Below are 12057 nucleotides of genomic sequence, written 5' to 3'. Positions count from 1 at the left end.
GGCCATCCGCGGTCGGGCATCTACCAGTTCTGGACGACGATCAGTCCGTCGGCGGGGCTCACCAGGACGGCCACGTTCCCGCCGGGGTGCGCCGCGGCCTCACCGATGATGTCGCGCAGCGGGGCGAACCGCCACGCGTCGTTCTCGGCCAGCTGCGATCCCGGCGCGAGCGCCACCGAGGTGGCGTTGTACGGCACCACCTGGTCGACCAGCGCGGGTACCGGACCACTGGCCAGCGCCGCCGTCTCGCCGGGCGTCAGTTCCAATCCGACCGCCCCCGGTCCGGCGACCGGGGTGGCCGCGGCGGCCGATCCGGCGCCGATCACGGTGGCGGCGACGATTCCGCTCGCGGCGGTCAGCAGGGTGAAAGCGGTGGTCCGAGTAGGCATGGTGTCCTCCGTGGGGAGCCGATGAGAAACCTTCCGAATGGTGCGACGCGCCAGGCCCGGCGACGACTGCGACCATGACACGCCGGTCATGCGACCAGGAAGTGGAATGCGATAGCGGTCACTGCCCGGCCACCACAGCGACCCACCTCACACGAACGCGGCGTCTCCGCCGAAAGGCACTGCGGCGCTGGAGTATTCGTTCTCCGTGTCGCGTCCGGAACCGCCTCCGGCGCAGTGTCCGTATCTGGATCGTTACCGAGGACCGGCTTCACTGTCGCGTCGCGTCGAGGGACGATCAGCAAGGTATGGCAACTGATTGGCTACTGCGCTCTGACGTGAGTCTTCCCGGGTTTCGCTGCCCGGGTCGGGATGCCGGAGGGCCTGCCGGGCGAGTGGCGCGACGCCGTGCCGAGCGGTCGGATATGGGCCTCGATCCGGCCGGTGTGCGCGGTCGGTCCCGCTGCCGGTCCCGGGCTGGGGTGCGCCTGATCGAGGCCCAGCCAATCGCTCCCCAGACCAGCGCGAGCGCGGCTGTGAGCGCGTAGTCCGAGCGTGTGCCCGACAGCGTCACGGCGTGCGCGATGGTGTCCAGGGAGAAGATGGTCTGCGCGGTCAGCAGCCAGAGCAAGCAGGAGTCGGGGCGGCTCGGCTTTCGCTCGCGCATGGGTTCAGTCCACCTGTTCGCCCTGTTGGCGGCGGAGTTCGAGGTCGCGCTGCCGGGCTTCCTCCTGGCGTTTGGCCTCGGCGCGCTGCTGTTCGGCGCGGGCGCGGAGGGCGCGGAGGAACTCCTCGTCGTCGTCGGGGTTGCGGGGGATGTAGCGGCCGGGGCGGTCGTATTCGGGGTAGGCGGTGGTGGAGCGGGGGCGCGGGGGTTCGTAGGGGCGGCCGAGGATGAGCCAGAGCAGGGCGCCGACGGTGGGGACGAAGAGGATGACCAGGAGCCAGGCGCCCTTGGGGAGGTGGCGGATGCCGGACTCGGGGGCGGTGATCACGTCGATCAGGCAGAACACCCACAGGGCCAGGGTGATGAGTCCGACGATCAGGTAGGGCATGGCGTTCTCCTCGAACACGTTCGGGGTACTCGACCGGTTCGGCGGTGCTACTTCGCGAATCCCCCAAGGATCTTTCGAAGGGTGAACAGTACCTCGAGTCGGCATGTGGCAACCAGTTGGCAAATGGGCGATGCGTCGGCGGCGTGACATCGAGACGGTCGGCGGAGCGACAGGCGGCCGGTGGGCGCGGGGTTCAGACTCGGCCGAGCAACGTTCAGACGGTGGTGTGGTGAGCGCCACCACCGCCCTGTCGACCACCTACCCGCACACGAGCGTGCACGGCGTGGACCTGGACGCCGCCTCGATCGAGGAGGCGCGTGCGGCGGCCGCGGCGGCCGGACTGGCCGACCGGGTGCGCTACACCGCGACCGACGCCGCCGCACTCACCGAAACCGGTGCGTACCAACTGATCACACTGTTCGAAACTCTGCACGACATGGGCGATCCGGTGGGCACCCTGCGCGCCGCCCGCCGTGCCCTCACGGCCGACGGCGCGGTCCTCATCGGTGACGATCGGGTCGAGGACGAGCTGACCACCCCCGGACCCCTGCTGGAACGCTTCCAATTCGGTTGCAGCGTGCTGCACTACCTGCCCGCCACCATGGCCGAGAACCCGGTGGAGGCCAACGGCACCATGCTCCGCACGCCGACCCTGCTGCGCTGGGCACGGGAGGCCGGATTCATCGAGGCCCGCGTGCTGCCCATCGAGAACGCCTTCTGGCGATACTTCCTGCTGCGTCCGTAGCGCAGCTCAGGCGCTCGCTTCCCTGGCGGCGGGACGTGCGATCCCGTCCAGGATCGTGCCCGCCACCAGGTCCGGATCGTCGGACATGGGCACATGCCCGCAGCCGGGCAGGCGCACCCAGCGGGTGTGGGCGGGCAGTTGATCCCGGTGCTGGCTGACGCCCGACGGCAGCATGAGATCGCGGGTGCCGAAGGCGACCGTCACCGGGGCGTCGATGTCCTGACCGCCCTCGAACCGCAAACCGCGGGCATGACTCACCGCGATGCGCAGCGCCCGTTCGGAACGGTCCAGGTCGCGGACCATGCGGATGCCCTCGGCCGCGCTGATCCGCCAGGGGCGGCTGGCCACCACGGCCAGACCGGCGTAGCGGACCGGTGGAATGCGCAGGACCGCCGCACCCGGTCCCCGGGTCAGCATGCTGCCCGCCAGCATGGAGTGGAACTGCGTGTACAGCAGCCCGGGCATGCCGCGCCGCCACAGCCCGGCCGGGGCGAGCGCCACCACCGAGCGCGCCATGCCCCGCTTGGCGGCCTCCAGCGCGAACCAGCCGCCCATGGAGTTGCCCGCCAGATCCACCGGACCGTCGATCCCCAGCCGCCGCAGCTCGGCCGCCAATTCGCCCATGGCCCAGTCCATTCCGAACACCGCGTCGTCCGGGAAGGGGGTGCGTCCGAAGCCGGGGAAGTCCAGGGCGATCACCCGGCGGTCGACCGCCAGCCGATCCATGACCGGCAGCCAGTTGCGGGCCGTGCCACCCGCTCCGTGCAGCAGTACCAGCGGTTCCCCGCTGCCGCGTTCGATACGGTTCCATGACGACATCGGCCGGCTCCTTCGACAGCTGAACCCCTCCAGCATGGTCGATGTTCCGGACTCCCGCCATGGGCACGGTGTCGAAGGATGCGCGAGCGGTTTGTGCAGGCCGACAGATCGGGCCGGTCGGCGGTGCACCCCGGATACCATGAGCCATGCGGTGGCGGCCCATGCGTGTCCTGGCTCGAGTGAACCGTCGGATCACCAATCCGGCCTTCCTCGGGGCGGCCGCCCGTCTACCCGGATACGCGAATGTCGTCCACGTCGGTCGCCGGACCGGAAAGCGCTACCGGACTCCGGTCGGAACCACCTGGCGCGGTACGGAACTGCGGATCGCGCTGAACTATGGCCGGGCCAGCGACTGGGTGCGCAATACGCTGGCGGCCGGACGGTTCGAGCTCGAGCATCGCGGGCGGGTGCTCGCGATGACCGAGCCCGAGATCGTCGTCGAGGCGGGTCGGCCGTTCCTGTCGGCGCGGGTGGACGCGCGGACGAGCTGACCGTCGACCCCGCCCGAATCAGGACGCGGGCACCGTGCCGAGCAGGATGCGCTTCAGGTGTTCGGGGGCGATCAGGGTGCAGTAGTGCTGCCCTTTGAAGGCGTCGGGGATACCCGGCGTATCCAGGGGTACGTGCAGGGATTTCGAGGGCAGGTGCAGCGTGCCGCCGGAATCGACCGTGGCCGTCGGGAAGTCGGCCAACCAGTCCTGACCGGTGGCCGCCGGAGTGTCCGGATCGATGGTCACCTGGTACGGGCGGTAGACCAGGGCGTCCCGTTCCGCCCGGGTCAGATCCCGGGCCACCCGCCACAGTGTTCTCTGGTTGGTTTCACCGCAGGTGCCGTTCGCCCCGGCCGTGCGGTCGCCGTACTCCTGGTTGATGTGGTCGGCCGATTTGCCCTTGCAGCGCACCTGGCGCGGTACACCGGTGTCGTCGTAGGTGATGTAGCTGGTGACCGTGAGCGGGCGCACCTGGGGTTTCGACGCCGCGAACGCGGCGAGGTCGGTGTAGGGCACCTCGGCGAATTCGCCACCGGCTCGGTGGAATCTGACCAATCGCAGCGAGGCCGTGTTCACCTGGGCGCGCTGGCACAGTGACAGACCCGACAGGCCCTGCTCCTCGGCGGGTTCGGCGGCGGCGGGCGTATCGGCCGCACCGATCACGGCGGCGGTGAGGGCGGCGGTGAGGACACCGGAGGCGAGCGAGGATCGAATACGCATGGGGTACCGGACTTTCGACGTGGAACAGGTGAGGAGGCGACCGCGAGACGCGGTCAGTAGCCGGTGAGGAGGTGAGCCGCGGGCGCGGCGGGCACCGTGCCGTGCGGCGCGGCGGGATAGTAGTCGGGTGTTCGTGTTCCGGCGACGAAGTCACCCATCCAGCCGAGGGCGAGTCGGCGCAGCGTGGACGAGTTGACCGATTCCGAGATGCCGCAGAGCATTTCGCCCATCGCGTCCGAGCTGGTGCCCTCGGCGTCGGTGTGCACCCCCGAGGGCAGCAGCACGCCGAGGAAGGGGCGGTCCAGACGAGTTCGTACGGCCAGGGTGCCGATGCCGAAGCTGTTGCAGGGCGACGGCGGGGCCGAGATCGTCAATGTCGGCAGGTCGGTACCGGAGATGCCGTCGAGGGCGCGGTCGATATTGTTGCCGATGAACGAGCGCACCGGGTCGAGCAGGACCACCCCGCGCAGCGTGTTCCACGTCTCCAGATGATGGGTGCGCAGCCGCTCGGCGACGTACGCGACGGCCTCGGCCCCCGCCGAATGCCCGACGAACACCAGTCGTTCGGGAATGGCGGGAACGGCGCGGCCCGCGCGGTGCGCGGCGTCGGCGAGACTGGTCGACAGCGCGCCGCCCGGCGCGGAGGCGGTGCCGAACAGGGCGGCCACATCGTGCAGGAACGCCGTATTGTCGCCGATGTTCTGCAGCGTGCAGCCCGAGAGGTTCATGAACGGCATGCTCGGTGCGAACACCAGGTATCCGGCGTCGGCGAAGGTCGAGGCGAGCGCGCCGACATGTCCGCTGGAGCGGGCGAAGCCGTGCTGCACCCACACCAGGGCCCGAGGCGGTCCAGCGGGTAGGTACCAGTCCGCGCCCTGTTCGAGAACCGTGGCGGCACAGGGGATGTCGATGGTTCCGGGCAGGCGGTCGGCGGCCTGGGCTTCGGGTGCGGCCAGCAGCGCGGCGAGTACGGCGATGGTGGCCAGACCTGGGCCTCTGAGTTGCATGGCTACTCCCACGGCGGGCGCCTGTTTCCTCTAGCGGAATGGCGTTTCTTCTTTGGCTGACCATTAAGGGTGATGGCGACGCTGCTGTCAAGCGGTCGGCGTGAGCCTATTGCGGCTGGACAGGGCGGGGGGTGACCATTATGTTTCGATATGGGAAACCATGTTTCACTCAAATGTGGTGTGCCGATATGTTGCCCGGTGAGTGAGGGGGAGTGGATGCGATCGGCGCTGTATGTTCCGGGTAACCGACCGGAACTGTTCGACAAGGCGGTGTCCGGTCCCGCGGACGTGGTTCTGCTGGATCTGGAGGACGCGGTGCCGCTGCGGGACAAGGAGGGCGCACGCGCCGAGGTGGCCGCCTGGTTGCGCGCCGCCACCCCGTCGGCGCGGCGGATATGGGTACGCGTCAACCCCGGTGAACATGGCCTCGAGGACATTCGTGCGGTCGCCGCGGCCGGAGTGGAAGCCGTATGCCTGGCGAAAACGGAGTCAGCGCAACAGATTCGGGAGGTGGGGGAGGTGTTGGCGGCGGTCGAACCGGCGAGGCGGCCCATTCGCCTCTGCCCGCTGCTGGAGAGCGCCGCCGCGATCTACGCGGCGCGCGAGATCGCCGCCGCGCCCCGGGTGTGGCACCTGATGATCGGAGAGGCGGACCTGTGCGCGGAACTGGGTATCGAACCCGGGCGTGACGGCTACGAAATGCTCGCCCTGCGCACCCGGATCGTGCTGGCCAGTGCGGCCGCGGACATCGCGGCCCCGCTCGCGCCGACCAGCACCGACTTCCGCGACCTCGACGATCTGCGCACATCGACCGAAGCCCTGCGTCGCTTGGGTTTTCGCGGCCGCACCTGCATCCACCCGGCCCAGGTCCCCGTCGTCAACGAGGTGTTCACCCCCGGCCCCGCCGACCTGGACGCGGCCCGTGCGCTGGTGCGCCGCTTCGAGGCCGCCGCGGGGGGTGTCGTTCTCGACGACGCGGGCCGCATGGTGGACCGCGCCGTTGTTCGCCGCGCTCGCGCCCTGGTCGACGACGCGTTCGAATAGGCGGGCGTGATCGCACCCCGCTGCTCTCGGTCGATCGCCGGGCCGGCCTGGCTGTCGTGTGCGGTTGATCGCCGAGCCGGGGTGAGCGATGTCGGATCTATCGCTGTATCGGGTTCATCGCGGTGTCCGGTCGGGGCGGCCGCCGCGTCGAGGTGAGCCGTGCCGGGACGGTCGCTGTGCCGGCGCGACGGGGCCGCACGGGAGGCTGTGCCGGGATGGCCGACGGGTACGGGGCGACCCTGTCATGCACCCCGTACCCGGTTACCCGCGCGCGCCGTGCCGCATCGGAAGTCGATGGGGCCGAGGCGAACTCGGGTCGTCCGCGTGGCCGCCGCTATTGGTAGCCGGGATCGGCCCAGGCTCCGATGGAGCGGGAGCGGACCGGTTCGATATAGCGCGGGGCGAGGCTGTGCGGGTAGTCGTCACCCCAGTTGGTGGCGTCGCCGGTCATGGTCACCCGCGCGTTGTCGGTGTACCAGTCCACGAGATCGGCGTCCGAGCGCACGATCCACGTGCAGCCCTGCTGTGCGTCGGCGGTGAAATCGCCGTGTCGGATGAGCGCGGGCCGCCAGAAATAGGTGCCGGGCCACATGGTGCCGAAGTTGTACTCGAAACCGCCGTCGAGGCAGTACGCCTCCTCCGAGCACGGGTGGTGGGCCAGGGGCTCCTCGCGCCAGCCCGGCTTGGCCTTGATGAGTCGGGTGTAGAAGCCCGTCTTCTCGTCCCGGTGCAGCAGTTTGATGTACAGGCCGGGTACCGGTGTGCCGCCCAGGTCGAAGCGCATCGGACTGCCGTCCTTGACGTCGATCCAGGGCATCGCGGCCGAATTCAGCACCACGAGTGTCTGATCGGGGCGCACGAAGTCGCGGTCGGCGTCGGCGAGGTCGAAGCGCCAGTCGCCCTGTTCGCGGAACAGCAGGATCTCGGTGCCCGCGGTGACGGAGATCGGCGGGGTGCGGACGCCGGTCGGGGCCATCCAATAGCCCTCGGGGCCGAGCACGGTATCGCCGATGGTCACCTCGCCCGACAGCACGTACCACTCCGTTTCGGCGTGGTGCACCCCGGCGGGCCGGGACCAGTCGCTGGTGAAAGTGACCGCCAGCGAGGCGGATCCGTCCTCTTCGTCGTAGCTGAGATTGCGCTGCACGGCGCTGCCGGTGGCGTGCTCGAACTCGGCGATATGGGTGATCAGATCGCGTGTGTCGATGAGTTCTACGTGTGGACGCATCGGTCCTCCTCGGGAAGCTGTATTTCCGATACGAAATGTACTGGTTATGAATAACCAAAACAAGGTGTATCGTAAATTCTCGTGACTCGACCCGGACGTCCCGCGGGCCCCGCCGCCGATACCGAAGCCGTCGTGCTGACCGCGGCGCTGGACCTGCTGCTCACCGAGGGGGCCGGTGCGCTCACCCCGCAGCGTCTGCACGCGGTGACCGGCGTCGCCCGCACCACCATCTACCGGCACTGGCCGACACCGCGCGAGGTCCTCGCCGCGCTCATCGCCGTCGCCCCGCACGAACCCCTCACGCCCAGCGGTGATCTCGTGGCCGATCTGCACACCGAGGTGGATCTGCTGTGTGATCGTCTGCGCGACAAGCCCGTCGCGGCCTTCCTGCGCGCACTGGTGACCGCCTCGTCGGCCGACCCGTCCTGCACCGAGCTGCGCCACCGGTACGTGGCGGACCTGCTGGAGCCATTCCGGGCGGCGTTGCGCGCACTCGCATTCGGCGACGAGGCCGCCGTCGAGGAGGCGGCGTCGGCGATCGTCGCGCCGCTGCTCGTGGACGCGCTGCTGCTGGACCGCCCGGTGGACCGGGAGCGGGCGCACCGCGCGGCCGCCGACGTGCTGGCCCGCGTCACCACCTGAACCGAAACACCCGAATCCAGCAGTACCAGGGAGCGTCATGACCAATGTCGTCGGCACCCGCGCCGTCTTCGGAGTCGTCGTACCGAGTACGAATACCGTTGTGGAGCACGACTACTGGCGGGCGGGGCTGCCGGGTATCGCGTTCCGCGCCGGTTCCATGTACATCCCGAATCCGGTGATGGGCGACGACGCGGACTTCCAGGCGCTGCTGGTGCAGATCCGTGCCTCCATCGACACCGCCGTGCGCGATGTGCTGACCGCCGAACCCGAACGCATGGTCATGGGCATGTCCGCGGAGACGTTCTGGGGCGGCGTGGCCGGGAACGCGGCCTTCGAACAGCGCCTGCGCGACCGCACCGGGCTGCCGGTCACCACCGGGGCGAGTTCGTGCCGGGCCGCTCTGCACGAACTGGGCTGCCGCCGCATCGCGGTCTTCTCGCCGTACCAACCCATCGCCGACCGCGAGGTGGGGCGGTTCTTCACCGAGGCGGGATTCGACGTCGCAGCCATCACCGGGCTGCGCTGCCCGAGCGCCATGGCAATCGCACGCGTCGGCGACGACCGCCTACGCGAGGTCGTCACGGCCCTGGACGGCCCGGACGTGCAGGCGATCGTGCAGGTCGGCACCAACCTTTCCTTCGTCGCACTCGCCGATCGCCTCGAAGCGGAACTGGGCAAACCGGTGATCGCCATCAATGCCGCCACCCTGTGGTACGCCCTGCGCGACCACGGTTTCGCCGATCGCATCGAGGGCGCGGGAGCCCTCCTGCGCGAACACTGATCCCACCCGCTCGGCTCGGACCGCGGCCGTGACGTTCCGAGGCAACTACATAGCACGGCGTATCCCCCGTTCTATGACCTGGCTGAGAGTATGGTGTGAAGTATGGCGAAACTGACGATCGAGGTACCAGACGCTGACCTGGCGCTTTTCCGGGCTGCTGCTGAACGGAACGGTCTGAAGCTCTCCCCGTACGTCGTGCGGGCCGCTCGTATCGGCGCGCTGTGGGAGGACGCCAATCGGCCGCGCCGCCGCGACGAGGCCGCCGACCTTGCCCGCGCCGAGGAACAGGCCGCACTGGAGGAGGCTGCCCGCGCCGAGGAACACCGAGGCGGGCACGCCGCGTGAACCACGGCGACATCTACACCTTCGATCGAGAACGACCCAGCCGCGAAGACGACGAGCGCACCCCCTACCGCGTGATCGTCACCCCCGGATACCTGCTCGGACCAGGTGAGAACTGGGTCATGGTCGCGCCCGTCGAGCGCTACGACCCTGACCGCCTGGTGGCTGTCCCGCTGGCCGACGCCGACCCCATCGCGGGATGGATACGCACCGACCGCGTGACAACCGTGTACCGGCCCTGGCTTTCCGGGCCGGTCGGCAGACTCGCCGACGACACTATCGCCATCTTCGACGAACGGCTCAAAGCCGCTCAGGGGCTCGAGTGAGGAGTACCGCCCGAGTGCCCACCGGCGACCCGTGGCATCAGCCCACGGCCGCAACATGAACGCAGCGACGATGATCGACATGGCGAGGGCGGCGGAGATCGAGGCAGCATCGACCAAAGGCGTGCCCACCGACGCCGAGTTTCTCCGCGTCGCTGCCGCTTTCGAACCGCATCTGCCGCCGGCGGGGTCGATGCGCTGAGTTCGCGTCCTGGCCCTGTTGCACGTGGGGGCGCGCGGCGTCGGCGGTCCGGACCCGGCGACGAATGTGCCGGGCCGGCGGTCAGTGGTCGCGCAGCAGCGCGCCCGCTCCCTCCACACGGTCGGGGATGTCGTTGTCGCGCAGTGCCATCCACCAGGTCGCGGCATTGATGGCGATCACCGGCTTGCCGAGCCAGCGTTCCGCCTCGTCGGCCAAACGCACCATGGACAGGTTGGTGCCGCATTGCACCAGTGCGTCCACTCCGGCGTCGTCCACCTCGTGCAGCGCGGTACGCAATTCGTCCTCGGTCACGTGGGCGATGGACACGGCGGTCGGGCAGCGCAGTCCGCGAATGGCTTTGACGTCGAAGCCGAGTTCGCCGAAGAAGCGGACGACGTTCTCGTCGCCGACGGGCTGGTAGGGGGTGACCACGCCGATCCGTTCCGCGCCGTACAGGTGCAGGGCACGTCGGCACGCCTCCGCGCCGGTGGCCACCCGCAGGCCGGTGATGTCGTGAATCTGTTGCACGAATTGCCGATTGCCCTCCACTCCGCCCCAGAAGGTCTCCGCGGACATACCCATGACCATGTAGTCGGGTTCGCAGGTCAGCACGCGTTCGCAGGCGGCCCCGATCTCGGCGCGGATCTGCTCGAGCAGCCGACCCATACCGGCGTCGTCGTTCATGTTCTGGTCGCGAATGTGGATGCGGCTGAAATGGGCCGTGACCCCCGGCACGCCCATGCGGTAGAAGTCGGGTTCCACAATGGTGTTGGTCGACGGCGCGATCACCCCGAATTTGCGCCGCCAGCCCAGTGCGTCGGTCATGGGTTCCTCTCTGTGGTGAACAGGTCGCGGCGACGTACCGGCGCGAGAGCGAACCGCCCGATGATCTTGCGGGTGGTCAGCCAGCGCACGTGCGCGCCGTTGCGCCGCTTGTCGACCGCCCGCGCGGCCAGCCAGGGCGCGACCGTCTCCACCGGATCGGCCAGGATGTTGAAGATGCGGCGCGCCTTGGCCAACTCGGCCGGATCGTCGTAGCCGTGGGTGAGCAGGTCGGTGACGACCATGCCAGGACTGAGCAGCCCGACCGACACCCCGGACGGCACCTCGGCGGCGAGCGCGGTGGTCAGATAGGTGACCGCGCGCTTGCTCGCGCCGTAGACCCCCAGCCCGGCCACGATGCGCCCGTCGCTGCCCAGGCCCTCCATGTTCCAGATGTGGCCGCCGCCGGTGTCGGCCATTCCCGCCACGGCCACGGCGCAGCCATTGAGCACGCCCAGCAGATTGGTGTCCAGGACGGTGCGGGTGGTCTCGACGGATAACTCCCACAGTGGTTTCCGGTCGTGTGAAACGCCCGCGTTGTTGATCCAGATGTCCACGCCGCCGCACCGTTCCACCGCGGTGTCCCACAGCCGACGCACCTGCTCCCGGTCGGTGACGTCGGCGGTGACCACCACCGCGTGATCGGGGAGTTCGGCGCTGATCTTCGCTACCCGCCCGGCGTCGCTGCCGCACAGTACGACCCGGTGACCGCCGTCGAGCAGTGCGCGCGCCATACCCAGCCCGATGCCACGGGTGCCGCCGGTGATCACCACGGCGCTCATGTGCGCTCCAGTACGCCGTGCATGACCGCGGCCAGGCTGTTGTGGTCGAACATCTGGTACACGACGGCCATCCGGGTGCCCGCGCCCATACCCGGTTCGGCGTCCATCATGAACTCGCGGCCGATCAGCCGACGGCCGTCGATGGTGTGCAGCCGCACGAAATTCGCTCTGCCGTAGGAGTTTCCGTTGCCCCACACATCGGGGCCCTCGTGGAAGGACCGCACGCCGTCGCGGCGCACCGTGATCCGGGAGTCGGAGGCGACCGGGCCCGACATGACCAGGCGGTGTTCGGCCACCAGCAGGGTCACCGGGTCGATCTCGAGTTCCATCCGCAGCGCGCCCAGCGGCTGCTGCGTGGCCGACCACAGTTCCAGCTCACCGGCGTAGCGGCTCTTCTCCTTGGTCGGCACGGTGAAGACGACCGGCCCACAGCGGGTTTCGGTCTCGACCCGCTGCTCGACCAGCTCCGGGTCGCGGGTGTAGAGACCGGTGAACACCCCGACCAGCGCGGGTCCCTGGTACAGCACCGAGGAATACACCTGGGTGTCGCCGAGGGTCTGATTCCAGGTGTTCAGCCCGACCTGCCAGCCCGGACCGTAGTAGTTGGCGTCCACGAACCCGCCGTAGGGCTGCCCCGATCCGAAGAAGTCCGGGCCGGTGTAGATCAC

The 12057-nt window shown here is 69.3% G+C and carries 17 protein-coding genes; 8 read left to right on the top strand and 9 right to left on the bottom strand.

What is annotated here, in order from left to right:
- Positions 1 to 20: 20 nt before the first annotated feature.
- Both QK444_RS22160 and QK444_RS22155 read right to left on the bottom strand, forming a co-directional pair.
- Entirely contained in the window at positions 21 to 389 is a 369-nt protein-coding gene (locus QK444_RS22160) for a hypothetical protein (protein WP_282783276.1), read from the bottom strand.
- 668 nt (positions 390 to 1057) lie between these two features.
- Complete coding sequence (locus tag QK444_RS22155; RefSeq protein ID WP_195146971.1) at positions 1058 to 1441, bottom strand: PLD nuclease N-terminal domain-containing protein; 384 nt, start codon at positions 1439 to 1441, stop codon at positions 1058 to 1060.
- Positions 1442 to 1670: 229 nt separating this feature from the next.
- On the opposite strand from QK444_RS22155, the gene QK444_RS22150 reads away from it, so the two are divergent.
- Positions 1671 to 2186 carry a methyltransferase domain-containing protein gene (locus tag QK444_RS22150; RefSeq protein WP_282783274.1) on the top strand — a complete coding sequence of 172 codons (516 nt, stop codon included), beginning with the start codon at positions 1671 to 1673 and terminating at the stop codon, positions 2184 to 2186.
- 6 nt (positions 2187 to 2192) lie between these two features.
- Here QK444_RS22150 and QK444_RS22145 read toward each other — a convergent pair whose 3' ends face one another.
- A complete protein-coding gene (locus tag QK444_RS22145; protein ID WP_282783272.1) occupies positions 2193 to 3005 on the bottom strand; it encodes an alpha/beta hydrolase in 813 nt (270 codons plus the stop codon).
- Positions 3006 to 3184: 179 nt separating this feature from the next.
- On the opposite strand from QK444_RS22145, the gene QK444_RS22140 reads away from it, so the two are divergent.
- Positions 3185 to 3496 (top strand): nitroreductase/quinone reductase family protein, encoded by a 312-nt coding sequence (locus QK444_RS22140; protein WP_282783270.1) that lies wholly within the window; start codon positions 3185 to 3187, stop codon positions 3494 to 3496.
- Positions 3497 to 3514: 18 nt separating this feature from the next.
- Here QK444_RS22140 and QK444_RS22135 read toward each other — a convergent pair whose 3' ends face one another.
- Positions 3515 to 4216 (bottom strand): hypothetical protein, encoded by a 702-nt coding sequence (locus QK444_RS22135; protein ID WP_282783268.1) that lies wholly within the window; start codon positions 4214 to 4216, stop codon positions 3515 to 3517.
- 53 nt (positions 4217 to 4269) lie between these two features.
- On the bottom strand, positions 4270 to 5223 hold the full coding sequence (locus tag QK444_RS22130) for an alpha/beta hydrolase (protein WP_282783266.1): 954 nt from the start codon (positions 5221 to 5223) through the stop codon (positions 4270 to 4272).
- A 216-nt stretch (positions 5224 to 5439) separates the two neighbouring features.
- On the opposite strand from QK444_RS22130, the gene QK444_RS22125 reads away from it, so the two are divergent.
- Positions 5440 to 6267 carry a CoA ester lyase gene (locus tag QK444_RS22125; protein WP_282783264.1) on the top strand — a complete coding sequence of 276 codons (828 nt, stop codon included), beginning with the start codon at positions 5440 to 5442 and terminating at the stop codon, positions 6265 to 6267.
- A gap of 334 nt (positions 6268 to 6601) precedes the next feature.
- On the opposite strand, the gene QK444_RS22120 is transcribed toward QK444_RS22125, so the two are convergent.
- Positions 6602 to 7495, bottom strand: coding sequence for a DUF4437 domain-containing protein (locus QK444_RS22120; RefSeq protein ID WP_282783262.1), 894 nt, complete (start codon positions 7493 to 7495; stop codon positions 6602 to 6604).
- 81 nt (positions 7496 to 7576) lie between these two features.
- Between QK444_RS22120 and QK444_RS22115 the strand changes: the two genes are divergently transcribed.
- From QK444_RS22115 to QK444_RS22095, 5 genes are all read left to right on the top strand, one after another.
- Positions 7577 to 8137, top strand: a complete 561-nt coding sequence (locus QK444_RS22115; protein WP_282783260.1) for a TetR/AcrR family transcriptional regulator C-terminal ligand-binding domain-containing protein — start codon at positions 7577 to 7579, stop codon at positions 8135 to 8137.
- 37 nt (positions 8138 to 8174) lie between these two features.
- The gene (locus QK444_RS22110; RefSeq protein WP_282783257.1) at positions 8175 to 8918 is read left to right on the top strand and encodes an arylmalonate decarboxylase; all 744 of its coding nucleotides are present in this window, start codon (positions 8175 to 8177) and stop codon (positions 8916 to 8918) included.
- A 102-nt stretch (positions 8919 to 9020) separates the two neighbouring features.
- On the top strand, positions 9021 to 9263 hold the full coding sequence (locus QK444_RS22105) for a hypothetical protein (RefSeq protein ID WP_282783255.1): 243 nt from the start codon (positions 9021 to 9023) through the stop codon (positions 9261 to 9263).
- Complete coding sequence (locus tag QK444_RS22100) at positions 9260 to 9586, top strand: type II toxin-antitoxin system PemK/MazF family toxin (protein WP_282783254.1); 327 nt, start codon at positions 9260 to 9262, stop codon at positions 9584 to 9586. The genes QK444_RS22105 and QK444_RS22100 overlap by 4 nt, the downstream gene beginning before the upstream one ends.
- A gap of 55 nt (positions 9587 to 9641) precedes the next feature.
- Positions 9642 to 9785, top strand: a complete 144-nt coding sequence (locus QK444_RS22095; RefSeq protein ID WP_282783252.1) for a hypothetical protein — start codon at positions 9642 to 9644, stop codon at positions 9783 to 9785.
- A gap of 81 nt (positions 9786 to 9866) precedes the next feature.
- Here the strand turns inward: QK444_RS22095 and QK444_RS22090 are convergent, their stop codons facing one another.
- The 3 genes from QK444_RS22090 to QK444_RS22080 all read right to left on the bottom strand — a co-directional run.
- A complete protein-coding gene (locus QK444_RS22090) occupies positions 9867 to 10610 on the bottom strand; it encodes an arylmalonate decarboxylase (RefSeq protein ID WP_282783250.1) in 744 nt (247 codons plus the stop codon).
- Complete coding sequence (locus tag QK444_RS22085; protein WP_282783248.1) at positions 10607 to 11389, bottom strand: SDR family oxidoreductase; 783 nt, start codon at positions 11387 to 11389, stop codon at positions 10607 to 10609. Before QK444_RS22085 ends, QK444_RS22090 begins: the two co-directional genes overlap by 4 nt.
- On the bottom strand, positions 11386 to 12057 hold a 672-nt coding region (locus QK444_RS22080; protein ID WP_282783246.1), incomplete at its 5' end, for a hypothetical protein. The genes QK444_RS22080 and QK444_RS22085, both read right to left, overlap by 4 nt.

It is taken from the genome of Nocardia sp. CC201C, from assembly GCF_030010695.1.
GTDB lineage: Bacteria > Actinomycetota > Actinomycetes > Mycobacteriales > Mycobacteriaceae > Nocardia > Nocardia otitidiscaviarum.
This window is presented reverse-complemented; position numbering and strand designations above follow the sequence as displayed.

Bases quoted from the DNA above. Each gene is read 5' to 3' on its own strand.
- QK444_RS22135 (WP_282783268.1), bottom strand. From the start codon at position 4,216: ATGCGTATTCGATCCTCGCTCGCCTCCGGTGTCCTCACCGCCGCCCTC.
- QK444_RS22085 (WP_282783248.1), bottom strand. From the start codon at position 11,389: ATGAGCGCCGTGGTGATCACCGGCGGCACCCGTGGCATCGGGCTGGGT.
- QK444_RS22125 (WP_282783264.1), top strand. From the start codon at position 5,440: ATGCGATCGGCGCTGTATGTTCCGGGTAACCGACCGGAACTGTTCGAC.
- QK444_RS22130 (WP_282783266.1), bottom strand. From the start codon at position 5,223: ATGCAACTCAGAGGCCCAGGTCTGGCCACCATCGCCGTACTCGCCGCG.
- QK444_RS22155 (WP_195146971.1), bottom strand. From the start codon at position 1,441: ATGCCCTACCTGATCGTCGGACTCATCACCCTGGCCCTGTGGGTGTTC.
- QK444_RS22090 (WP_282783250.1), bottom strand. From the start codon at position 10,610: ATGACCGACGCACTGGGCTGGCGGCGCAAATTCGGGGTGATCGCGCCG.
- QK444_RS22120 (WP_282783262.1), bottom strand. From the start codon at position 7,495: ATGCGTCCACACGTAGAACTCATCGACACACGCGATCTGATCACCCAT.
- QK444_RS22095 (WP_282783252.1), top strand. From the start codon at position 9,642: ATGAACGCAGCGACGATGATCGACATGGCGAGGGCGGCGGAGATCGAG.
- QK444_RS22145 (WP_282783272.1), bottom strand. From the start codon at position 3,005: ATGTCGTCATGGAACCGTATCGAACGCGGCAGCGGGGAACCGCTGGTA.
- QK444_RS22110 (WP_282783257.1), top strand. From the start codon at position 8,175: ATGACCAATGTCGTCGGCACCCGCGCCGTCTTCGGAGTCGTCGTACCG.
- QK444_RS22105 (WP_282783255.1), top strand. From the start codon at position 9,021: ATGGCGAAACTGACGATCGAGGTACCAGACGCTGACCTGGCGCTTTTC.
- QK444_RS22160 (WP_282783276.1), bottom strand. From the start codon at position 389: ATGCCTACTCGGACCACCGCTTTCACCCTGCTGACCGCCGCGAGCGGA.